The sequence below is a fragment of the Gaetbulibacter sp. M240 genome (assembly GCF_043876815.1).
Taxonomy (GTDB): Bacteria; Bacteroidota; Bacteroidia; order Flavobacteriales; family Flavobacteriaceae; genus Gaetbulibacter_A.
In genome coordinates this window covers 717,015-738,538 of sequence record NZ_JBAWKA010000001.1, presented here as the reverse complement: position 1 = coordinate 738,538, position 21,524 = coordinate 717,015, and the positions used below count along the sequence as shown (strand labels likewise).

Genomic DNA, 21,524 nt, shown 5'->3' with positions numbered 1-21,524 from the left:
GTCAAGGCTCTAAAATGATTTTAATCAGTAAGCCCTTTCGAAAATCCATTAATCTGTTTTATTGAGAAAGTAATTAATAATATCGGCTGTTGAAACGATACCTGCCAATTTATCATTTTCCAAAATGGGAACAGCATGATAATATTGTGTAGCCAAAACTTTGGCCACATCTTCAACAGTGGCTTTGGTGGTAAGATAAAATGGCTTTGCAGTCATGATATCTTTTACTTTCAACTTTTGGTACACCTCATGATCATCACTAATTCCGGCACCCATAATGTGATACATAAAATCTACCAAACTCACCATGCCTATTAATTTATCATGATCTACAACCGGAATATGATGATGCCATTTTTTATTCTCATAGATGTGTTTCACATCCAAAATATTTTGTTCCGGGGTTACAGAAATAACATCTGATGTCATCACTTGTACTATCGAATTTGACTTCATCGGATTCCACTTTAGGTTATACCTTATTTTACTCCTTAAAATTAAGCTTTTAGGCACGTTTGCAACATGATTTAAATCATGTTAAATACGGCTAATTGTTAATACATTTATTAGTCAAGTAGCAGTAATAAACAGCTATGCCTTGTTCATTTACTATTCATCGAAAGAATGAATAGGTTTTTGAGATCGATCTAATAGTAAAACTGAAATCAATGAAAACCAAAACTCTTCTCGAATACCTTACTTTAAGCTCAAGTATTTATGTTTTAGCTAGGGACACGAAGCTTTTAGAAAAACTTCAGGAATATTCTGAAAAAAGTAAGGATAATATCAATAAGATCATGTCCGACAACCCATTGGATGAGAATGGTAATGAACTTGAGTTTTTAGACAAAGTGGCTTTAAAAACACGCGAGCTCAAAGATGAACTTGATGAAAAAATTGAAGAATTAGTCATCAAATTTTATAAAAAAATAAAAGTCACGCATTTAGACGAAATCAAGGCTTTAAATGAAAGAATTGAAAAGCTTGAGCGCACCACAGCCTTATTAGAAGCCCGGCTTAATAGATTACAAGTATAATTCCTATGGGACTCATATTGGACATCAAAAAACGGTTTAAATCGATTTCCAGATATAACCAAATTCTGAGAGTCCTGATGAAGTATGGTTTTGAAGATCTGGTGCGATATCTCGAAGAAAGTAAACGTTATAGATATTTCCAAAAAGTGATTCCTAAATCGTATAAATTACGTGTTTCCCAATATACCAAATGGGCTAAAATGCGTCTGGTTTGTGAAGAGCTAGGCCCCACTTTTGTGAAATTCGGTCAGATATTGAGCAATCGCCCCGATTTGGTACCGCTAGAGTTAACACTCGAACTGGAAAAACTTCAGGACAATGTTCCACCCATGACCGAAAATGAGGCTAAGGATGTTGTAGAAAGTGAATTGAAAGATAAAGTAGAGGCCCTATTTGCGTGGTTTGAACCCACCCCGTTTGCCTCTGCCTCAATGGCTCAGGTACATAAAGTTACCTTACACTCCGGAGATCGCATCGCTCTTAAAGTACAACGGGCTGGAATTTACGATGTCATTATTGAGGACATTAAGGTCATGTACCGTATTGCACATATTTTAGAACACAGAATTCCATCATTAAAAAGTTTTGACCCTGTGGGGTTAGTTAAAAACTTTGAAGCTTCCATTTTAAAGGAGTTAGATTTTATTCATGAATCTATAAACGTACAGCGTTTTTATAACAATCTGAAAAAGGATCATTCTCAAGAACAATTCGCAGAAGCCCCTAAAGTGTATCGTAAATTTACAACCCAAAAAGTATTGGCTCTCGAATTTGTATCCGGCACCAAAATAGATCGCTTGGAAAAACTTAAAGAAGATCATGTTAACACCAAAGTTATCGCACGGCGTCTGGCCATAAGCTTTTTTAAACAAATCTTTGAATATGGTTTTTTTCATGCCGATCCCCATCCGGGAAATTTACTTGTACTTCCCAATAACCATATTTGTTACCTTGATTTTGGAATGATGGGCAGTATGTTGCCGCGCGACATCAATATTTTTAGTAATCTATTTATCGCCATTAAAACTAAAAACGTTAAAAAGATTATTCGGGTATTACAGCAACTTTCGAACAATGCACCCATAGTCGACCGACGCGCATTAGAATTTGATATTTACGAATTCGTGGAAAAATATTATGTTAGGGAAATCCATGAAAATGAAATGAGTACTGTTTTGCTTGAACTCAAAGACATAATTATTGCTCATGGTCTTAAAGTTCCCACCTACTTCTTTCTTTTTGCCCGCTCCCTGGTAACCATTGAAGGCGTTATTGAAAAATTGGATCCCGATCTTGAGCAATTCGAAATCGTAAAACCTTATTTGAACAAAAGTGCCACTAAAAAATATAATCCAATAAAAATAGGCGCAAAAGTGATTAATTCAATAGTTGAACTCGCAGATTATATGGATGAGTTTCCTTTTGATTTTAAAAATGCCATCCGAAAAATAAATTCCGGACAAATACAGGTTGACCTCACTCACAAAGGCATCGATCCTATGGTCCATACGCTACAGCGGATTACCAAACAATTAATAAAAGCTTTTGTTATGATTGCCTTTATAATTGGTGCTTCTTTATTTATAATTTTTGAAATCACACCACTTTGGAAAGGGGTTTCGGTGTTGGGAATGTCTAGTTTTATTTTAGCCATAATTCTTGGTCTTTCTATGGTTTCCAACTTAAGAAAAGGTGATTACGACTACTGAGTTCTATTTTTGAGTCACAAATCAAAAAAGTGAAAAGCACCACAGAACATGGTGCTTTTCGTGTTAAAAGAAAAACTAACTCAGGACTTAGAGAAGGCCTTTTTAAAATGATCAAAAGCCTCAGAAATTTCACTTTGGAAATGCTCAAACCGGCTTTCTTCTTTTTCTTCAATATATTTCCCTCTTAATTTATTTATGAAGGAATTGAAGTCCTTTTTTCCTTTTTCAAAAGTATTTTTTGCCTCTGTTTTGTCCTTTTTATTAAACTTTTGTTCTAACATTTCCAACTGAATTTTGAATTGCTCCATTTCAATAAGGGTAATGGCATACATACGCTGCAAGGTATCGTTGGTTTTAATTTTAACCTCAATATCGTGCAAGGTGGAGAGCAACTGCTTTTTTTGTTTTTTGAATACATCTTTGGTCTCTGCTTTCCCAAGGGCCAACTGAACACGTAATTCATCAAACTTGGTATGCAATTCATCAATGTTTTCTCTTAGCCCTTTTACTTTAAACTCACTATCGTGAATAAATTGATTAAATTTCTTTTTAACCTCCTCATAGTTTTCTTTCGCCTCAGCTTTACCCAAAGCCGCCTGAATCTGGAATTCCTCCAATTCAGTAGCCGATTTTTTTAACGCCTTGATCACGTTATCTACAAAATGAATTTCCTTATTTTTCATGACTCTTTGTTTTTATGGTATGTTTAAAGGTCTTAACAAATACTAATTATAACAATGATGACCATCAGTTTTGGATAACATATTTCCATTAAAATTGAATCCTATAAAATACTGATCTTAACGAGTATTTCTGAATGGAAACTGCACTTCTCACATGATTTTTATCATTTAATATCTAAAGTCCTTATCCTAACTTTAAGTACTATAAATACTTTTATTTTGTTGAAAATCCTTCACATAGAAACCTTTTTCATAGAAATTGGAGAACTTACCTTTTTCAGTCGCCGATTTTTTAAAGAATTGTTTAAAAAACCTTTCGAATTTAATGAGTTTTTAAAGCAATGCTTTTATATAGGAAATCGTTCCTTACTGCTCGTTGGCGTCACAGCCTTTATTATTGGTTTAGTAATTACACTTCAAACCCGACCGACGTTAGAGGAGTTTGGCGCAGAATCATGGATGCCTTCCATGGTAAGTATTTCAATTATCAGGGAAATAGGACCGGTAATTATTGCGCTTACCTTTGCCGGCAGAATTGCATCCGGTATTGGTGCAGAATTAGGCTCTATGCGGGTTACAGAGCAAATTGACGCCATGGAAGTATCAGGAACCAATCCCTTTAAATTTTTGGTGGTTACCCGCATTTTAGCTACCACCTTAATGCTTCCGTTATTAGTTATTTTGGGCGATACCATTGCCCTTTATGGCTCTTACCTTATTGAACATTTAAAGGGCGATGTATCCTTTCAACTCTATTTTAATAAGGTTTTTAATGCATTGGAATTTGGCGATATTATTCCTGCCACTATCAAAACCTTCTTTTTTGGTTTTGCCATTGGTCTAGTAGGCACTTTCAAGGGATATTATTGTAGTAAAGGCACCGTTGGCGTGGGTTCTGCAGCTAATTCTGCTGTGGTATTCTCGTCGATGTTGTTGTTTATAATCGATTTTATTGCTGTATTCGTGACCGATTTGTTTTTTGAAATTTAATTATGGAAACCGCACCTAACATATCAAATTTAAAACCAGAGAAAACGTCAAAAAAAGTAGTTCTTGAAATTACCGATCTAAAAAAATCCTTTGGGAATAATGAGGTTCTTAAAGGTTTCAATTTAAAACTCTATGAAGGCGAAAACCTTGTTATCATGGGAAAATCGGGTTCGGGTAAAACGGTTATGATCAAGTGTTTGGTAGGACTCATGCAACCGGATTCCGGGAGTATAAAGGTTATGGGGAAAGACATCTCGACTCTGAACCGCATGGATATGGATGAGCTCCGCACAGAGATCGGGTTTTTATTTCAGGGTAGCGCCTTGTATGATTCCATGACCGTAAGAGAGAATCTGGAATTTCCATTGCGCCGTCATCAACATAAGTTTGGAAACATCACAGACCCAACGCCACTGGTTGTTGAAGCTCTTGATAGTGTTGGGTTGGTAAAGGCCATTGATTTAATGCCCTCCGAACTTTCGGGCGGAATGCAACGTCGTGTAGCTTTAGCGCGAGCATTAATTCTTAAACCGAAAATAATTCTTTACGACGAACCTACAAGCGGATTGGATCCGATTACAGCTAAAGAAATTATAGAGCTCATGCGACGCGTACAAAAGCAATATAAAACCTCATCACTTATTATAACCCATGATGTGGATTGTGCCCGCGTGGTTTCAGAGCGCATGATTTTATTGGTGGATAACATTAATTATGCTGAAGGCACTTTTGAAGTCTTAAAGGCTTCTAAGGATGAAAAAATAAGAGCATTCTTTAAATAAAAATAATAGTCATGAGAAAAACCCATCAACAAAAACTCGGATTAGGCCTCCTGGTAATCATTAGTTTAATACTATTTATAGTGGCTGTATACTTTATTGGGAATCGCCAAAATATGTTTGTGAAAACCTTCGATATCAGCGCAAATTTCAATAACGTAAACGGACTGATGCGTGGAAATAACGTAAGGTATTCCGGTATTAATATTGGCACCGTAAAGGACATTGTCATGATCAATGATTCCACCATCAATGTGGTTATGGTTATTGAAGAAAAAATGGTCTCACACATTAAAAAGGATGCCATTGCTACCATTGGCACCGATGGTTTGGTGGGAAATATGATCGTAAATATTGTTCCTGGAAAAGGCGATGCCGGACCCATTTCTTCAGGTGACACCATAAAATCCTATACAAAGATTGGCACTGGTGAAATGCTTAGCACCCTGAACGTTACAAACGAAAACGCCGCTTTATTAACAGCCAAATTACTGAACATTGCTGATGCCATGGCCGACAGCAAAGGTACCTTTGGCATGCTGATAAACGATACTGTTGTAGCCGCGAATTTGAAACAAACGGTGAACCAGTTAAGGATTATGAGTATTGAAGCCAATAAATCGATGAGATCGCTCAATGAGATCATTAATGAGATTAATTTTAACGAAAGTGTTGCCGGAGTATTATTAAACGACTCTATTGAAGGTCAGAAAGTACGTGTGGTTCTTGATAATTTAGAATTGGCTTCGCAAGACATCAAATTAGTGATCACCAATCTGGACGAAACCATCACGCAATTTAAAAATGGTAAAGGTGCTGTAGATTATCTTTTCAACAACGAAGAATTTGTAAAGAATTTAGAACAATCCATACAGAACATTAATGAAGGCACCGATAAGTTCAATCAGAACATGGAAGCCTTAAAGCATAATTTTTTAACACGACGGTATTTCAAAAAAATGGAGCGAGAAGAAAAACGAATAAACAAAAAAAACGACTAAAATCACGGGAGAATAAAACCAACCAACAACCGAGATTTTAGCCGTTTTTCCACAAAAACACTTATGCATATTCAGGATAATAATCAACTTTTAAATTGTTAACCACTTTAGTAACACCAGGTGCAAAGAATGCAGCTCTTTGAGCTTCATCTTTTTCACTTATAGAGTATACTTTTCCGGTTAAGGTAACTACAGTTCCATTAACATCTACATGAATATTTTTAGCTTCAAGTTCGGCAGATCTTTCAAAAGCCTTTGTAATTCTATCTTTAACCTCAATGGGTTTTACTTTTTGTTTCAAAGAAATGTTATTAATAACTCCTTTTACACCATATAGGCTCTCAACGGCTTTTTTAGCGGCGTTTCTCTGATACGCCCATTCTAATTCACCGGTTAAATAAACAAATGAATTATCAACTTTAACCTGTACTTTATCTTCAGGAACAGATGTGTTCCATTTTAAAGCATTCACAGCAGATTGAGCAATTTCGGTATCCGATTTACCTCTACCCATTTTAAAATTAACTTCAATATCATCCGCAACCGCTTTCACCCCGTATACGCCTTTCACAGCCCGTTCTGCAGCCATTTTCTTCGCATAGGAATCCACAACACCTGTAAGGGTAACAATGCCATCTTTTACAATGACACCAATTTCAGTCTCGTCAATGCTTGGTTGCCATTCTAATTCATCAAGCACATCTTCTTTAATTTGAACATCAGTTTTCATTTTCTTTAATTTTGAATAGATTAAACAATTAGTCTAAAAATACTCCACTGTTTACCTTCATGAAATGATATCAATCAGTTACACTGAAATTTTTAGACTAATTTTTTTAAATAAAATTTCCATTTTCATCCAGCTTCACGCGAATGCGTTGGTTCTCATTGTCAAGGGTAATTTTATACACTTTTCGAATATCACTGGGTTCATAGTAGTGAACCAGGTAAATATTTTTTGAAATCGCCCATTGAGGAAATCGCTTAGCAATAGCCTGTCTAACTTTTACAGGCAACTTGATATCTTTATAACGTTCAGCAGTTTTTAACAGATTACTTTTGTTGTCGTAAGTTGCTAAAACTTTTCCTTCAGGAATAATAAAATAAACCTCATAATAATCATTCTCCTCAGTATAAATATCCAAAGTCTTAACATTGAAATCGCTCACTTTGAATTGCATATTTTGAACTGGAATAGCTAATTCTGAATTATTAGAAGCGTCCAAATATTTATAATTGTGTACGATTACAACTTCAGGAAGTTGGGTTGGATCCTGAGCGAACAAAGGGGTGGTAAATCCCAAAATCAATAAACCAAGAATTAATTTTTTCATCACTTGAATCTTTACGGATTAATACGTCTAAAGCTATCTATATCCGCTCACCTGTAAAATGATTATCATCAGTTATTACAAGATAAAAACAACCAGATTACTAATTTTGAGACAATTAGTTCGTTTCGTTTTCCACGTGACTAGACAGGTACTCGCTCAGCGGGAGTTTTTCCATACCTGTGATTTCCTGGATCTTAATATGATATACAATGGGTTGGGCCTCAGGATGGGTTTTTCCTGAAAATTCGGGGATAAAATTAACTTTTTTATGGTCATTTTCTGAAATTAAATCTTTAACGCCCAAAGTAAATTTATGAAGTTGGTATTTAGCATCTAGACCCTCAAGTTCTTCAAAAGTTCCATGAACTAATACGGTTCTGTAATGATCTATTGATTCGATCTCTGCAACCTCTAAAGCTACTGATCCATTGGCTCTAAGGGCTGTAGTTTTATGACCTTCACCGGTGTAACAAATGACCCTGATATAGGCTTTATCATAAAAATAAGTGATTGGGATTACGTAAGGTGTATTATTATAAACATAGGCTAAATGCCCGATATAATTGTTTGAAAGAATTTCAAAACAGGCGTCTTTTTTTAAATCGGTTATCATGGCTATTTCATTTAAGGCTTTTAATTACCATTAGTAATGGCGTTCTTTTCCGGTAAGTTCTTCAACTTCTATTTGAAAGACTACCGGCAACCCCTCTTTAAATATTTTACTGGAAAATTCACTTATATGATCCACATGTCTGTTTTCTCGAATGGCGATGACCTTTTTAACCCCTTCTGAAAATTTGTGCAGATTTATCTTAGCGGCACTGCCATCAAACTCTTTGTACGTTCCATGAGCCAAAACAGATTCCCAATCGCTCACAGAATCAATCTCAGCTACCTCCATGGATACGGCGGTATTATTCCGCAAGGCTTTCGTTTTATGGCCATTCCCTGAATAGCCTAGAATGATATTTTCCAGAGGATCATAATAATAGGTAATAGGTACTACATAAGGCCTATTATTGTAAATATAGGCCAGGAATCCTATGTAGTTATTTCTTAGGATGCGCTTGCAATCGGTAGTCTCAAGTGTTTTGATCATGACCATGAATTTTTAAATTATATATGTATTTAGTGTATCGCATAACCTCGGAAATATGAAAACAAGATATTTCATAACCATTAGTTTTTCAATGATATAAATCAGTTCACATATAACTTTAGAACGGTAATCTCAGGTCGCATTCCTAATCTACCCGGAAACCCTATCCAACCCAGGCCTCGATTCACGTACAGATATTGTTGTTCATTATGATATAATCCGGCCCAATGTTGGTACTTATATTTAATCGGACTCCAGGTCTTATCCTTGTAATTAAAGCCAACCTGCATGCCATGCGTATGCCCTGAAAGTGTTAAAGCGATATCTGTTTTGGTGATGACCTCATCACTCCAATGTGAAGGATCATGAGTTAGTAAGATCTTAAATGGAATATTGCTTACATCTTGCATCCCAGCCTGTAAATCCCCATATTGTTTAAAAGGTGGTTTGCCCCAATTCTCCACGCCGATAATGGCTATTTTTTCATGTTGCCGTTGAATGATATCTGAGGTGTTCAGTAATAATTCAAATCCCACAGTATTATAAAATGCTACGATCTCATTAAGATTATCGCGTTTTTGTTCCGCTGAATCCCAATCTGAATAATCACCATAATCATGATTTCCAAGAACAGCATACTTTCCTATTTTAGCTTCCAGTTTTTTAAAAACAGACTCCCAGCCTACGAGTTCCCAGGCGTAGTTATTCACCAGATCACCTGTAAAAAAAATAATGTCCGGATGCTGGTGGTTTATGAGGTTAACCGCCTTTTCTAAAACCTTGTAACGCTTATTAAATCCCCCTAAATGAATATCGGAAATGTGAACGATCTTCAAGCCATGAAAGGCTTTAGGTAAATGCTTAAAATAAATTTTATGGGTATGGATCTTAAAATTATAAACAGCACGAAAAATGCTATATGTAATAACACCAAAAGGCAAAACTCCTGAAAATAAACCTACTAAAGGAATGATAACCAGAGACTGCTTTTCTGAAAAGATGACATTACCAAAATATAGAATGGAAATGGTAATAACGAATATGATCTTTGGAATGAATGATGAAATAGTGAGTCCGTACAGAGAGGATACCAAAAGATGTTTACGTTGTGGATTTATATCATCTAAAGTTATTTTAAGAACCATTATAGCCGTAATAAGGCCGATTGTGAAACACCAAAATAGAATATTAATAGCACGTTTAAGCCAAATGGACTCAATTAATTGGGTGATATCTTGTAACCAATAAAAGGATAAAATATCAACCCCTAGTATTGCTATACATAATAAAACGACAGTAAAAAATGAATAGCTTCTCATGATGGTTCTCGTTTATCGAATTCGTTCCTTGGCGATCAGGCTGTCAATGAAGACTTGATTGGGCTTCCAACTCCTAGTATCCAAATGATGTTTCATAATGATGAGGTAAGGCACGGAATCACTCCCAGATTTAAATACTCCCTGATTTTGAACAAAACCACTCCAGTTTTCAGGCCCCAGTATTCTTAAATCCTTACGATCACCCATGGTTGCATCCAAATGAAGCACATTGGATTTATGGATAAGTTCCTTTCCAAAAACACCTTTATCACTAAAGCGCGACAGGGAATTTTCCTGAGCATCAAAAATAACAACAACATAATCCTCATTGGTTTCGAAACGCACATCAATAGTCTTGTTCTGAAAAACAAAAAGAAACAAAACACCCACAATTATGAGGCCTTCACCGACCATGATTTTAACATAGGCAACTCTTTTAATCAGCCATCTGTCGAAGACATAAAGACAAATAAAAAATACCATTATAGGAATGGTAATGGCAGGGTAAATAGCGCTTTCTCCTCCATGGGTTATCCAGATATACAAAGCATTCCCCGCGATATAAACACTAGCAACCGTTATGATAGTCAGCAAGGTTATCGGGAAAAATATTCGTTTCAATATAACTTTTAATTTACCCATTAGTTTACTTTTTTTAAGCGTCGTTTATCCCGTAATGCCCAGTAAATACCCTTCACATCCGAGGCCCAGTTCTTATACATAAAAATCAGAGTAATTTCTTCAGCGGTTTCAATAATACCAATCACTATCATGGTGTAGAACAACACGTATTCAGGACTAAAAAACAAGGACCATAGAATGAAAATACTCTGAAGAATGGCTGAAAGCTTGGCCATATAGGTGTGAAACGCTGTAGCTTTACCGTATCTCAAGTAGGCCAATACCATTTGAATAATGTAAGGAACGAAGGCAATAAGAATTAAAACCCAGTTGATCTTAATAAATTTCGTCTCGAAATAAAAAAGCCCCAGAAGCCCGATAATTAAAGTAACCTGATCACCAAACGAATCAAGTTGGGAACCTCTAGGACTTGTTATTTTTAATTTTCTAGCTAAATATCCATCTACAGCATCGGTTAAATAGCTAATTAACAAAAGCCAAGTAAAAAGTGACCGGTTATCAAGTCCCATTAAAATCAATAACAAAGGTGCAGCGGCTATTCTGTAAAATGAAAACCAGTCTGCAATATTATAGTTCCTGAATGTGAGCATGTTGTATTTTCATATTTACATAAAAATACAATGTCCGCCTCGTATTAAAAATGAGAAAAGTCAGTTAACCCCACTGATTATCAATAAAAAACTCTAAGATTTTACATTAAATACTTTTTCTAAAATGGTATCCATTAAACACCATTTTGTTAATGATGATTGTAGCAAATTAACACCCACAAAGGCTGTAAACCATAGCCAATTTATGTTGACGTAAATAGCTAATAATAAACTCACTAAAATAAAAGTCCCTGCAATACCTCTTACAATTCTGTTTTTCATAAGTGTTTCTTTAAATGTATTTTTCAATCGGAACCACTATGGCTCTGATTGGATTAAGTGTTACTATGTTCTTATTGAATTCTTTAATTAGTGTGAATGCTTCCTCAATCTTATCGTCTTCCGTAAACGAAAAGAACATTCTGGAATCTGTTGCGCCTTTGCGCATTGGAAACCAGCTTTCGGTTACCAGAAGTTCCGGAGAATTCTTATAACCATCGATATCTGACTCGCTAAAATTATTGATCTTGGCCGCTTTAAATAGTTGTAAAATATCCTTATGATATTCCTCCACAACTGTTACGATTATTAGTTTCATGGATCTTGTTGTTAAATTATTTAAAATTCTTTTTCTCTATCATGTAATACACCAAGGGCACCACCAGCAATGTTAACACCGTAGAAACAATAGTTCCTCCCATAAGGGATATGGCCAATCCTTGGAATATCGGATCAAACAAAATCACAAATGCCCCAATAACTACCGTTCCCGCTGTCAATAAAATGGGGGTAGTTCGCACTGCTCCCGCCTCGATTACCGCTTGTTTTAGAGGCAAACCTTCCGCAGTTCTTAGGTTTATAAAGTCGATAAGCAATACCGAATTCCGAACCATAATCCCCGCCAAAGCGATCATTCCTATAAAGGAGGTCGCCGTAAAGAATGCTCCCATAATCCAGTGTCCCAGAATAATCCCTATAAGTGATAAAGGGATGGCCACCATCATTACAATGGGGGCCTTAAAATTCTGAAACCAACCTACAATAAGGATGTAAATTAAGATGATAGCACCCAAGAAGGCGATTCCAAGATCGCGGAATACTTCCAATGTTATTTGCCATTCGCCATCCCATTTTACGGTATAGTTATCCTCGTAATCAGGTTGCCCTAAATACATTTCGTTCATTTTATACCCTTTCGGCAAGCTGATCTCTTTTAATTTATCACCCATACCCAAAATGGCATACGCAGGGCTTTCCAATTCACCAGCCATATCGGCAAGCACATAAACCACGCGCTTTTGATTTTTGTGATAAATACTCTTTGGAGCCGTCGTTTTTTTGATGTCTACCAGATCGGCTATGGGTATCAGATGACCTTGTGTCGATTTCACTTTTAATTGCGAAATGTCGTTAATTGTAGATTTCTCTTTTTCATCCAAAGCTAAAACAATACCCACTTGGTTAATAGCATGTTCATCATACAGATTTGTGATCGCTCCATTCGATAAAGCCATATGCATCGTGGCAGAAATTTGTTGTGGTGCCACACCGTAAATCATGGCTTTCTCTTTATTAATCTCGAACTTGTATTCCGTTTGATTTGCCTCAACCATCCAATCAACATCAACCACATCTTCAGTGTGTCTTAGAATACTTTGAATACTATCGGCAATTTTAATTTGTTCTAGGTAATCGGGACCATAAACTTCACCAACAATGGTGGATAACACCGGGGGTCCCGGTGGCACCTCAACCAATTTAACATTCGCATTATATTTCTTGGCGATCTTTTGAATTTCAGGTCGCAAACGTTTTGCGATATCATGACTTTGATCACTTCGTTCTTCCTTATCCAATAAATTCACCTGAATATCGGCCATGTTACTACCTCCGCGAAAATCGTAGTGTCGTACCAAACCATTGAAGGTAATAGGTGCCGAAGTTCCAACATAATTCTGGTAATTAACGACCTCTGGTCTCGTGGCTAAATACTGAGAGATTTCTTTGGCTACAACACCTGTTCTTTCCAACGTTGTACCCTCCGGCATGTCTATGACCACTTGAAATTCATTTTTATTATCAAAGGGCAACATTTTCACAGCCACCGATTTGGTAAAAAACATGAGCATTGTTAACAATAATATCAAGAAAGTGCCTCCTAAAAACAACCATCGCTTTGGTTTACTTTCCAATAATGGATTCTCAAATTTGTTATATATTCTATAAATTAGAGTTTCTTCAAGGTTCTTTTTGGGTTGTTCCTCCTTCTGTTTTTTATCTTTTTCTCTAAGGAATATAAATCCTAAATAAGGTGTGATGGTCAAGGCTACGAATAAGGACAAGATCATCGCAATAGAGGCTCCTATAGGCATCGGTGCCATATAGGGCCCCATTAAACCTGACACAAAGGCCATAGGTAAAACAGAAGCAATAACAGTAAAAGTTGCTAGAATGGTAGGGTTACCCACCTCATTGATAGCATACAAAGCCGCCTGTTTGAACGGCAAATGTTTCATCTTAAAATGCCTGTGCATGTTCTCAGCTATAATGATGGAGTCATCAACCACAATACCGGTTACGAATACTAAAGCGAATAACGTAATGCGATTCAGCGTGTAATCGAGCATGTAATAACTAAGAAGTGTTAAGGCAAAAGTTATCGGAACGGATAAAAATACCACTAAGCCTCCTCGCCATCCCATAGCTAGCATGACCACAATAGTTACAGCGAAAATAGAACCAATAAGATGCCACAATAGTTCGGACACTTTATGAGACGCTGTTTCTCCATAATTACGGGTAATCTCTACATGAACATCGTTTGGAATCAAGGTTTGCCGTAAATGTGCAACCTTTTCAATCACCATATCCGCGATCTGCATGGCATCCGAGCCTTTGCGTTTTGCTAGCGAAATGGTTACCGCAGGGTATTCCGATCTGTATTCTGTAGATTTTTCACTGCCTTTTCCGAATCCAAAACTAACATATTGCAGTGGGACCTCCGGACCGTCAATGATATTAGCCACTTGTTTTAAGTAAATAGGCTGATTTTGCTGCACGCCAACTACCAGATTTTCAACATCGGTAGCTGAGGTTAAAAATTTACCTGTATTCACTAAAAATTCGGTATCGTTATTATCAAAACTACCGGAATTCAACTGGCTGTTATTGGCTTTTATCATTTGAGAAACGGTTAGGAAATCCAAACCACTCGCCGCTAAATTATCTTTATCCAAAACCACTCGGATCTGACGATCTCTTCCTCCTATTTTATGGGTTACCGCAACATCTTTGACCTTTTTAACCTCAGCCTCTAATTCGTCGGCTAATTTTCCTAATTCGTAATCGTTGTAATGCTTGCTCCACAAGGTCAAGCCTAGCATGGGCACGTCGTCAATGGCGCGTGTTTTAACTAAAGGAGCAGTGACTCCATTAGGCATCTCATCCATATGTTTATTGATCTCATTATAAAGCTTTACTAACGAACGTTCAATATCTTCTCCAACATAAAATTGCACGATCACCATACCCTGTTGGTCTGACGATGTTGAATATACATATTCAACACCCTTAATATTCGAAATAAGTTGCTCGAGAGGTTTTACTACTCGCGACTCAACTTCCGTAGGATTGGCACCGGGATACCCTACTAAAATATCAGCGATAGGGACATCAATTTGTGGTTCTTCTTCACGCGGAATTAAAAACGAACTGTACACGCCAATCACCATGAATACGATCATTAATAATACCGTAAGCTTGGACTGTATAAAGACCTTGGCAACTTTTCCTGCTATTCCTTCTTTCATATCTCTAGACCCTTCATATCCTTTTGAGAATACACTTTTTAGGTTGATTTTTAGTTAATATTTAATTTTCGCACCATTATAGATCTTCCCATCTGCCGAAACAATATAGATTTCATCTGCTTTAAGCCCAGACAGAACTTCCACCTGATCACCAAAGATTCTGCCCAATCGCAACCAGCGTAAAATAGCTGTATTCGACTGGCTTACGGTATAGATCCCTGATAATTGACCATCGTGAATAATGGCATCAACAGGTACTAAAACCATTTGAGTATCTGATTTTTGAGTTATCGGGAATTGTACCGTTGTGAACATTCCCGATAAAATTGGGGCATCCGTTTTTTCTAAGGCAATTTTTACCAAGAATTGTCCACCCGTATTTTTTGCTGAAGTACTAACTTCCTGCACTTTACCTTTTACAGTTCTATTGATTGATTTTACCAATACATCCACGGGCGTTCCTTTTTCAACTTGTGAGATCTCTGATTCGGGAACCATAGCCATAACTTCATAATCGTCCTGAACCTCTATACTGATTAATGGCATACCAGGATTGGCCATATCTCCAACTTCTATATATTTAGTGGTAATAGTTCCTGAAAATGGAGCGGTAATATTCGTATAGGCCAGTTGGGCGTTAACTTCATTTTTCTTTTGTTTGGCTGCCTCTAACTGAGCTTTTGCAATTTCATAGTTCGCCGAGATATCATCCATTTCTTTTTGTGATGCGCTATTATCAGCGAACAAATTTTTGAAACGCTTATAATCCTTTTCCGCATTATTAAACGCAACGGTAGCCTGAACTATAGCAGCATCAACCTGAGCCTTTTGTGCCATCAGATCAACACTATTCACAGATACCAGCATCTGACCTTTTTTCACTTGATCACCCACATTAACATAGACCTTATTGATATAGCCCATCATTCGTGTGCTGAGATCCGCACTGTTTGAGGATTGTATTTTACCACTAACACTTAACAAAGCATTGGTTTGGTTTTCCGTAGTCTGATTTACTTCTACAGCAATTGCAGCTTCATCATTTGAAGTTTCGTTGTTTTTGTTACCACAACTCCCTAATAAAAGAGCTACTGACAAAGCTAGAGTTACATATATTTTTTTCATCTTAATAATTATTCTTTGGTTAAAAATTGTAAATATGATTGCGCGTAATTATATTCAAAAATGGTTTGATAATATGCTAATTGCTTCTGCGCATATTGTGTTTCAGCTTGCAGTAAATCCGATGTTTTTTCCAAACCTTCTTCAAATCGATTTCTTCTGATACGAAGTGATTCCTCAGATTGCTGCATGGCCAAAGCCGTTAATCTCAACTTATTCTCTGCATCTGAAAAACTTCGTTTCGCTTTATTCAATTCTAAATTACTTTTTGAAAGATATTGTTGGTATTCCAACCTGGATTTCTCATATTCAGCCTTACTTTTTTGGACTTTTCCAAAGCGTTTAGACCCATTAAAAATATCCCAACTTAAAGTAGCTCCGAAGAGATACCCATTGGCATCACCCTGAAATATTTGATCGTCATACAATTGGTAATTCCCGAAGGCATTCAAGGTTGGTAAAAAACCCATCTTATCCGCTTTATTCATCGCTTCATAAGCCTCTGAGGCCATGGCCATGGCTCTAATATCAGCCCGGCTCTCCGGAACAGCATTAAAATATGTTGTACTTCCTGCCAGAACTAAATCATCTGAAGGTTTATATATCACAAAACTGTCGTCGTCCATTAAAAAAGACATATAATTTGAAGCGTTTTGAGCCTGACTTTTAGCAGCCTGGAGCTGGTTTTCAACTTCGGTTAAACGAACCTCCATGTTAAGGACGTCAGCGCGTTGCAAATAACCCTGTTTAAACCTGTTTTCAACCATTTTTTTGTTTTCCCGAGCCGTTTTCAATGCTTGCTGCCAAACATCAACCGCTCTATACGCTAACTGCAATTGCATATAAGCCTTATTAACTTCAAAGGCCAAATGATCCTGAGTACGCTCTGTTTTCAAGGCCATGGCCTCCATTTTAGATCTGGCAGCTTTACGTTGATAAACGCCATCCAAATTGAGTAATGGCTGCTGAATTTCTAGCATCGTGGTAAAATTCTCGATCTGAGAAGGATCGTTCAACATAGCCGGATTAAAATCACTTTGTATCAGAATTTCCTGATTTAATTTTGATCCAAATGCCATTAATGGATTTGTAGTAGCGATCGCCGTGTGACTTACCGTAATATTTGGTAAGAATACTGCATTGGTTTGTCGGTAATCAGCACGAGCTTGTTTGAATTCTTCTTCTGAAATCTTAATGCTCGTATTGTTTTCAGATACTTTTGACAATACCTCAGCTTTTGAAATAGCAACCACCTCCTGCGCCGGCATAGTGAGGTTTAGTAATAAAAAACTGACTAACGTTATATAGATATTATTATTCATAGATTTAATTTATTATGGCGCAAAAGTAAATAGACTAATTCTTCTGCTTTGTAACTATTATTACTTTAGGATTTAGCCACCTGATCATCGTTTTGGACCTTGGCGCGTAAAAAAATGTAACTGTGGTTTACGAATTTATTTTTACCTCTATTTCAGGCAGTTTCATGAGCTCCAATGTTGTAGAGGCGAGTTTAACTTTCCCTTTGGTTTTTAGAACCTCCTTATAAACTTCACTTTGCAAGATGTTTTTTGTCGATCGTCTTTTTTTATAATCCACGATATACCGCAGATTGAACTGAATCCAATTATCTGTTAAAGTAACAGCAATGGTAGGGTCGAGCATGGCATCCTCGATGTAATACTTATTGACTACATCGCGCCATTGCATTTTTGAGTTAGAAGTAAATTGTGAAAGTGTTTGTGAAGAAATTTTGATTAGGATCTCTTTCGCTAAAGCGATATCTGACCCATATTTGATGGGTAAATTAAATTCATCCCATATGAAAGGAAAATCTTGTGAGTAATTATAAATAGGACCTTTAAAAACAAAGGCATTACTTAGTTTAACTATGCGCCCCGTGTAATTATCACTACTTACCCATTGCCCTATTTCCATCATCGTAGTGTAAATACTGTCTACATCGATCACATCGCCTTTAATATTATTAATTTCAATCCGATCGCCCGGCTTATATACCTTAACAATAAAAATGTACAATGATCCTGCAATACTTAATATGAGCTCCTGTAGAGTAAAGGCGATTCCGGCAGTGAAGAGGCCTATCGCCAGGGTTAAGTCTTTTATAGTTCCGGTAAAATATGAAAACGACAGTAAAATGAGAATTATATAACCCACAATTTCAATGCCTTTTTGAGACTTATAACGCGCCGTGGAATCGCTGACCTGTTTGCGTAAAAACCTCCGGATAAGCTGAATGATGATGAGTACAAAAACAATAAGCAATATGAATTTCACCACACCAGAAAGCGTGGGGTTTTCTTTTATCCATTCGCTAATGTATTCCATGAGCCAAAAGTTTATAAATCTTCATATAGCCGAAGTCTGTTGTGGAGACTCATAATCTCCTTTTTCAAAGCATCTACTTGGTCCAATAAATTATAAATGGCGTCAATTCCTTCGATATTGATATCGAGATCGTAATGCATCCGTGCCATTTTCTCCACACGCTTTAATTGTGTTTTATGAATAAAAAAAGCATCTTTTTCACTAGTAAGTTCAATAAGTTCAAACGCTTCTAAGCTATAAATAAAGGCAACAGGAATCTTATAGTGTTTACAAACAATTTGAACGGGTATTAAATCTGTTACTTCCATTATGAACGAAGTTTTTGTAATTGTTTCAATAAATCCTTCTCTTCTTTGGATAAGTGCGTTGGTAGTTTAATTTGATAGGTAACATACAAATCACCAAACTGACCTTCTTTTTTATACTTTGGAAAGCCTTTGCCTTTAAGTTTTACCTGAGTACCGTTTTGGGTTTCCGGTTTAATGGTAAGTTTCACCTGACCTTCAAAAGTATCCACAACGAAATTACCACCTAACAAGGCCGTATATAAATCCAGATCTACAGTAGTATAAAGATTATCTTTATCTCTTTTGAATTTGGAATGGTTTACTATGGAAAACTCAATGTAAAGGTCACCATTCGGGCCACCATTGACACCTTGGCCGCCATACCCCTTAATTTTAATGATCTGACCATTCTCGACACCAGCCGGAATAGTTATCCGAATATTTTTACCATTTACAGTTAAGGTGCGTTTGTGTTTCGTATACACATCCTTCAGGTCGAGTTGTAATCTGGCATTATAATCCTGACCACGAAACCGAACATGGCTGCGGCCACCTTGATTGCCCGAAAAGTCACCACCTCCAAACATATCCCTGAAAAAATCTGAAAAATCTTCTTCTGAATAACCCCCCGAAGCACTTTGATATTGACGTTGATTCTGTTGCCGGCTCCGTTGCTCCTGTTTCGCCTTTTCGTATTCTTCGGCATGTTGCCAATGTTCGCCGTAAGTATCGTACTTTTTTCGGTTTTCGGGATGACTCAATACCTCGTTTGCTTCGTTAATTTCCTTAAATTTTTTTTCAGCAACGGGGTCGTTTGGATTAAGGTCGGGATGATATTTTCGAGCTAGCTTTCGGTAGGCTTTTTTAATGTCATTTTCCGAAGCATCTTTTGTTAACCCAAGAATTTTATAGTAATCAATAAAGGCCATTACTTATTATTGTGCGTTTCCATATGATGTTTTAATAATTCCTTTAACGTTTTTAAATAATCCTCTAAAACTTCTGCACTAATTCTAGGGTGTTTAAGCGATGGTGTCGTTATGGGGGTTTCATCTAAATAAGTATACAGCTCCGGGTAATCCTTTCCTATGGTATTTGTTAAATTTAAAATATCATCTTCTATACGTTGTATTGTTTTCATGACAATATCAGTTTAAAATAACTGTGTCTGCGGTGTCATTTCCAAGAACTTCCTGGATCATACTGAATATGACTTTTTCTAATTCATTTTCTTCATTAATAAATTTTTGAATTTCATCTTCAAGGGTTTTATTCTCATCATTTAATACCGGTAGATTTTCCAATATTTCTTTTCTTTTTTCATAAGACCGCAATCGGTTCTTCAAATAATAGCATTGGTTTTTTAATTCCAGAACCCCTTGTTGTAACTCTCGCAATTCATCCAAATTCTCTTTGGCTACGAGTTTTGAAAAATAGTAATCGATAAGACTTTCTAATGAATTCAAGTCCAGATAATAAAATTCCAGATTGCTTTTTAGGTGTTCCATAAGTTTGTGTACATGCTCCCAATCAGGTTTTTTTGGCTGATTTAACAGCTCTTTTTCGGCGTAGTTTTCCATACCCTAATATTTTGATGTTTATAAACTAAAAATAAACCTTACTGATGGAACGGTAAATGACCTATGTCATGAAACAGAAAAAAGGAAGAGGCGCACAAAAGTGGTAAACTAGTAGGCCAAGCGAGATTGTAATAAAAGGAATTCATTAAGATTAGTTGCATCAATAACTCCCGCAATTTTATCGTCTTTTAGCACAGGTATAAAAGCGTCCTTTTTGTTAATGATTAGGTTATAGGCTTCCGCCAAATTATCTGTATGCTTCAATAATTTGAAATTCCTTTTCATGACATCTTTTACCATAATATTTTTATTGGATTGATTGATGATATCCTTGTGGTATAAAACACCTTTTACCTCATGATTGTCGACCACAATAAAGTTTTTCTCCGTGCCGGATAAAATAAGATTAACCGCCAGATCCAACGAATCATCTGGTTTAAAGCATGTCATGTTTATCATCATAGCTTCCTCGACCGTATGACCTTTTAGCAAGGCTTTTTGTTTTACCATTTGATTTTCCGCGAAAGCGCTAAAAAAAATAAAAATACCTATGATAACGAGTAATGGGTTATAAAACAATCCAGAAATCAAAAATATAACGGCCATAAATTGTGCTACACTTGTACTTATTTGAGTCGCTTTAACCCGACTCATTGTCATGGCGAGTAATGCTCTCAAGATACGGCCACCATCCATAGGAAATGCCGGTATTAGATTGAATACAAAAAGACCAACATTTACAATGAATAGGTAAAAGAGAAAACTTTCAAGAGTGAAACTCATTAAAAGTTCGAATGTCTCATTAAAATCTAATTGTAAATAACGTCTTGCCGGTATGCTCAAAAATAGGATTACTGCAATAAAAAGGTTCACTAAAGGCCCGGCGATACTGACTAAAAATTCCTTTTTTGGTGATTTTGGTAAATTTTTAAAAGTGGCCATACCTCCAATAGGCAATAAGGTTATTTTTTCTGTCTTAATATGGAAACGTTTAGCTACCAGGGCATGCCCTAATTCATGAAGAACGATACAAAAAAAAACCGCAACCAATAAAACAAGGTTGAATAGGATACTATTTAAATTACCGCCACGATATAACTCTGTCAATACGATCCAAATAATTAAAAAAATGAAAGTCCAGTGCACAAGGATGTGTATACCGCCAATTTGCCCTATTTGCAGATTTGCTCTCAT

At 36.4% G+C, this 21,524-nt stretch carries 25 protein-coding genes; 5 read left to right on the top strand and 20 right to left on the bottom strand.

The window, feature by feature from the left end; all coding sequences use genetic code 11:
• Window positions 1–48 precede the first annotated feature (48 nt).
• Window positions 49–456 (bottom strand): HPP family protein, encoded by a 408-nt coding sequence (locus tag V8G61_RS03285; protein ID WP_394874002.1) that lies wholly within the window; start codon window positions 454–456, stop codon window positions 49–51.
• A gap of 212 nt (window positions 457–668) precedes the next feature.
• Between V8G61_RS03285 and V8G61_RS03280 the strand changes: the two genes are divergently transcribed.
• Together V8G61_RS03280 and V8G61_RS03275 are read left to right on the top strand one after the other, a co-directional pair.
• Window positions 669–1,037: a hypothetical protein gene (locus tag V8G61_RS03280; RefSeq protein WP_394874001.1), complete on the top strand. Its 369-nt coding sequence runs from the start codon at window positions 669–671 to the stop codon at window positions 1,035–1,037.
• Between the two features lie 5 nt (window positions 1,038–1,042).
• A complete protein-coding gene (locus tag V8G61_RS03275; protein ID WP_394874000.1) occupies window positions 1,043–2,746 on the top strand; it encodes an ABC1 kinase family protein in 1,704 nt (567 codons plus the stop codon).
• A gap of 80 nt (window positions 2,747–2,826) precedes the next feature.
• Here the strand turns inward: V8G61_RS03275 and V8G61_RS03270 are convergent, their stop codons facing one another.
• Window positions 2,827–3,429, bottom strand: a complete 603-nt coding sequence (locus tag V8G61_RS03270) for a hypothetical protein (RefSeq protein ID WP_394873999.1) — start codon at window positions 3,427–3,429, stop codon at window positions 2,827–2,829.
• Between the two features lie 219 nt (window positions 3,430–3,648).
• Between V8G61_RS03270 and V8G61_RS03265 the strand changes: the two genes are divergently transcribed.
• Genes V8G61_RS03265 through V8G61_RS03255 form a run of 3 tightly spaced genes read left to right on the top strand, consistent with a single transcriptional unit; the run spans window position 3,649 to window position 6,199 of the window.
• On the top strand, window positions 3,649–4,419 hold the full coding sequence (locus V8G61_RS03265; protein WP_394873998.1) for an MlaE family ABC transporter permease: 771 nt from the start codon (window positions 3,649–3,651) through the stop codon (window positions 4,417–4,419).
• A 2-nt stretch (window positions 4,420–4,421) separates the two neighbouring features.
• On the top strand, window positions 4,422–5,201 hold the full coding sequence (locus V8G61_RS03260; RefSeq protein ID WP_394873997.1) for an ABC transporter ATP-binding protein: 780 nt from the start codon (window positions 4,422–4,424) through the stop codon (window positions 5,199–5,201).
• Between the two features lie 11 nt (window positions 5,202–5,212).
• A complete protein-coding gene (locus tag V8G61_RS03255) occupies window positions 5,213–6,199 on the top strand; it encodes an MlaD family protein (protein ID WP_394873996.1) in 987 nt (328 codons plus the stop codon).
• Between the two features lie 61 nt (window positions 6,200–6,260).
• Here V8G61_RS03255 and V8G61_RS03250 read toward each other — a convergent pair whose 3' ends face one another.
• From V8G61_RS03250 to V8G61_RS03165, 18 genes are all read right to left on the bottom strand, one after another.
• Window positions 6,261–6,929 (bottom strand): BON domain-containing protein, encoded by a 669-nt coding sequence (locus tag V8G61_RS03250; protein ID WP_394873995.1) that lies wholly within the window; start codon window positions 6,927–6,929, stop codon window positions 6,261–6,263.
• Between the two features lie 106 nt (window positions 6,930–7,035).
• Entirely contained in the window at window positions 7,036–7,533 is a 498-nt protein-coding gene (locus tag V8G61_RS03245; protein WP_394873994.1) for a nicotinate-nucleotide adenylyltransferase, read from the bottom strand.
• A 115-nt stretch (window positions 7,534–7,648) separates the two neighbouring features.
• Window positions 7,649–8,146, bottom strand: coding sequence for a pyridoxamine 5'-phosphate oxidase family protein (locus tag V8G61_RS03240; protein WP_394873993.1), 498 nt, complete (start codon window positions 8,144–8,146; stop codon window positions 7,649–7,651).
• A gap of 30 nt (window positions 8,147–8,176) precedes the next feature.
• Window positions 8,177–8,632 (bottom strand): pyridoxamine 5'-phosphate oxidase family protein, encoded by a 456-nt coding sequence (locus V8G61_RS03235; RefSeq protein WP_394873992.1) that lies wholly within the window; start codon window positions 8,630–8,632, stop codon window positions 8,177–8,179.
• 101 nt (window positions 8,633–8,733) lie between these two features.
• On the bottom strand, window positions 8,734–9,951 hold the full coding sequence (locus tag V8G61_RS03230; RefSeq protein WP_394873991.1) for a metallophosphoesterase: 1,218 nt from the start codon (window positions 9,949–9,951) through the stop codon (window positions 8,734–8,736).
• A 12-nt stretch (window positions 9,952–9,963) separates the two neighbouring features.
• On the bottom strand, window positions 9,964–10,593 hold the full coding sequence (locus V8G61_RS03225) for a hypothetical protein (protein ID WP_394873990.1): 630 nt from the start codon (window positions 10,591–10,593) through the stop codon (window positions 9,964–9,966).
• Window positions 10,593–11,183 carry a CDP-alcohol phosphatidyltransferase family protein gene (locus V8G61_RS03220; RefSeq protein WP_394873989.1) on the bottom strand — a complete coding sequence of 197 codons (591 nt, stop codon included), beginning with the start codon at window positions 11,181–11,183 and terminating at the stop codon, window positions 10,593–10,595. The genes V8G61_RS03225 and V8G61_RS03220 overlap by 1 nt, the downstream gene beginning before the upstream one ends.
• A gap of 93 nt (window positions 11,184–11,276) precedes the next feature.
• The gene (locus V8G61_RS03215) at window positions 11,277–11,465 is read right to left on the bottom strand and encodes a DUF2892 domain-containing protein (protein ID WP_394873988.1); all 189 of its coding nucleotides are present in this window, start codon (window positions 11,463–11,465) and stop codon (window positions 11,277–11,279) included.
• A gap of 10 nt (window positions 11,466–11,475) precedes the next feature.
• On the bottom strand, window positions 11,476–11,781 hold the full coding sequence (locus V8G61_RS03210; protein WP_394873987.1) for a hypothetical protein: 306 nt from the start codon (window positions 11,779–11,781) through the stop codon (window positions 11,476–11,478).
• 16 nt (window positions 11,782–11,797) lie between these two features.
• Complete coding sequence (locus V8G61_RS03205) at window positions 11,798–14,992, bottom strand: efflux RND transporter permease subunit (RefSeq protein ID WP_394873986.1); 3,195 nt, start codon at window positions 14,990–14,992, stop codon at window positions 11,798–11,800.
• 54 nt (window positions 14,993–15,046) lie between these two features.
• Window positions 15,047–16,117 carry an efflux RND transporter periplasmic adaptor subunit gene (locus V8G61_RS03200; protein ID WP_394873985.1) on the bottom strand — a complete coding sequence of 357 codons (1,071 nt, stop codon included), beginning with the start codon at window positions 16,115–16,117 and terminating at the stop codon, window positions 15,047–15,049.
• 8 nt (window positions 16,118–16,125) lie between these two features.
• Window positions 16,126–17,436: a TolC family protein gene (locus V8G61_RS03195; RefSeq protein ID WP_394873984.1), complete on the bottom strand. Its 1,311-nt coding sequence runs from the start codon at window positions 17,434–17,436 to the stop codon at window positions 16,126–16,128.
• Between the two features lie 127 nt (window positions 17,437–17,563).
• Window positions 17,564–18,463 (bottom strand): mechanosensitive ion channel family protein, encoded by a 900-nt coding sequence (locus V8G61_RS03190; RefSeq protein WP_394873983.1) that lies wholly within the window; start codon window positions 18,461–18,463, stop codon window positions 17,564–17,566.
• A gap of 11 nt (window positions 18,464–18,474) precedes the next feature.
• The gene (locus V8G61_RS03185; protein ID WP_394873982.1) at window positions 18,475–18,771 is read right to left on the bottom strand and encodes a chaperone modulator CbpM; all 297 of its coding nucleotides are present in this window, start codon (window positions 18,769–18,771) and stop codon (window positions 18,475–18,477) included.
• A complete protein-coding gene (locus V8G61_RS03180; RefSeq protein WP_394873981.1) occupies window positions 18,771–19,679 on the bottom strand; it encodes a DnaJ C-terminal domain-containing protein in 909 nt (302 codons plus the stop codon). The genes V8G61_RS03185 and V8G61_RS03180 overlap by 1 nt, the downstream gene beginning before the upstream one ends.
• Entirely contained in the window at window positions 19,679–19,891 is a 213-nt protein-coding gene (locus tag V8G61_RS03175; RefSeq protein ID WP_394873980.1) for a hypothetical protein, read from the bottom strand. The genes V8G61_RS03180 and V8G61_RS03175 overlap by 1 nt, the downstream gene beginning before the upstream one ends.
• Window positions 19,892–19,898: 7 nt before the next feature.
• A complete protein-coding gene (locus tag V8G61_RS03170) occupies window positions 19,899–20,330 on the bottom strand; it encodes a hypothetical protein (RefSeq protein ID WP_394873979.1) in 432 nt (143 codons plus the stop codon).
• A 108-nt stretch (window positions 20,331–20,438) separates the two neighbouring features.
• The gene (locus V8G61_RS03165; protein ID WP_394873978.1) at window positions 20,439–21,524 is read right to left on the bottom strand and encodes a site-2 protease family protein; all 1,086 of its coding nucleotides are present in this window, start codon (window positions 21,522–21,524) and stop codon (window positions 20,439–20,441) included.

Bases quoted from the DNA above. Each gene is read 5' to 3' on its own strand.
- V8G61_RS03285 (WP_394874002.1), bottom strand. From the start codon at position 456: ATGAAGTCAAATTCGATAGTACAAGTGATGACATCAGATGTTATTTCT.
- V8G61_RS03280 (WP_394874001.1), top strand. From the start codon at position 669: ATGAAAACCAAAACTCTTCTCGAATACCTTACTTTAAGCTCAAGTATT.
- V8G61_RS03275 (WP_394874000.1), top strand. From the start codon at position 1,043: ATGGGACTCATATTGGACATCAAAAAACGGTTTAAATCGATTTCCAGA.
- V8G61_RS03270 (WP_394873999.1), bottom strand. From the start codon at position 3,429: ATGAAAAATAAGGAAATTCATTTTGTAGATAACGTGATCAAGGCGTTA.
- V8G61_RS03260 (WP_394873997.1), top strand. From the start codon at position 4,422: ATGGAAACCGCACCTAACATATCAAATTTAAAACCAGAGAAAACGTCA.
- V8G61_RS03255 (WP_394873996.1), top strand. From the start codon at position 5,213: ATGAGAAAAACCCATCAACAAAAACTCGGATTAGGCCTCCTGGTAATC.
- V8G61_RS03250 (WP_394873995.1), bottom strand. From the start codon at position 6,929: ATGAAAACTGATGTTCAAATTAAAGAAGATGTGCTTGATGAATTAGAA.
- V8G61_RS03245 (WP_394873994.1), bottom strand. From the start codon at position 7,533: ATGAAAAAATTAATTCTTGGTTTATTGATTTTGGGATTTACCACCCCT.
- V8G61_RS03240 (WP_394873993.1), bottom strand. From the start codon at position 8,146: ATGATAACCGATTTAAAAAAAGACGCCTGTTTTGAAATTCTTTCAAAC.
- V8G61_RS03235 (WP_394873992.1), bottom strand. From the start codon at position 8,632: ATGATCAAAACACTTGAGACTACCGATTGCAAGCGCATCCTAAGAAAT.
- V8G61_RS03230 (WP_394873991.1), bottom strand. From the start codon at position 9,951: ATGAGAAGCTATTCATTTTTTACTGTCGTTTTATTATGTATAGCAATA.
- V8G61_RS03225 (WP_394873990.1), bottom strand. From the start codon at position 10,593: ATGGGTAAATTAAAAGTTATATTGAAACGAATATTTTTCCCGATAACC.
- V8G61_RS03220 (WP_394873989.1), bottom strand. From the start codon at position 11,183: ATGCTCACATTCAGGAACTATAATATTGCAGACTGGTTTTCATTTTAC.
- V8G61_RS03215 (WP_394873988.1), bottom strand. From the start codon at position 11,465: ATGAAAAACAGAATTGTAAGAGGTATTGCAGGGACTTTTATTTTAGTG.
- V8G61_RS03210 (WP_394873987.1), bottom strand. From the start codon at position 11,781: ATGAAACTAATAATCGTAACAGTTGTGGAGGAATATCATAAGGATATT.
- V8G61_RS03205 (WP_394873986.1), bottom strand. From the start codon at position 14,992: ATGAAAGAAGGAATAGCAGGAAAAGTTGCCAAGGTCTTTATACAGTCC.
- V8G61_RS03200 (WP_394873985.1), bottom strand. From the start codon at position 16,117: ATGAAAAAAATATATGTAACTCTAGCTTTGTCAGTAGCTCTTTTATTA.
- V8G61_RS03195 (WP_394873984.1), bottom strand. From the start codon at position 17,436: ATGAATAATAATATCTATATAACGTTAGTCAGTTTTTTATTACTAAAC.
- V8G61_RS03190 (WP_394873983.1), bottom strand. From the start codon at position 18,463: ATGGAATACATTAGCGAATGGATAAAAGAAAACCCCACGCTTTCTGGT.
- V8G61_RS03185 (WP_394873982.1), bottom strand. From the start codon at position 18,771: ATGGAAGTAACAGATTTAATACCCGTTCAAATTGTTTGTAAACACTAT.
- V8G61_RS03180 (WP_394873981.1), bottom strand. From the start codon at position 19,679: ATGGCCTTTATTGATTACTATAAAATTCTTGGGTTAACAAAAGATGCT.
- V8G61_RS03175 (WP_394873980.1), bottom strand. From the start codon at position 19,891: ATGAAAACAATACAACGTATAGAAGATGATATTTTAAATTTAACAAAT.
- V8G61_RS03170 (WP_394873979.1), bottom strand. From the start codon at position 20,330: ATGGAAAACTACGCCGAAAAAGAGCTGTTAAATCAGCCAAAAAAACCT.
- V8G61_RS03165 (WP_394873978.1), bottom strand. From the start codon at position 21,524: ATGAGAGCAAATCTGCAAATAGGGCAAATTGGCGGTATACACATCCTT.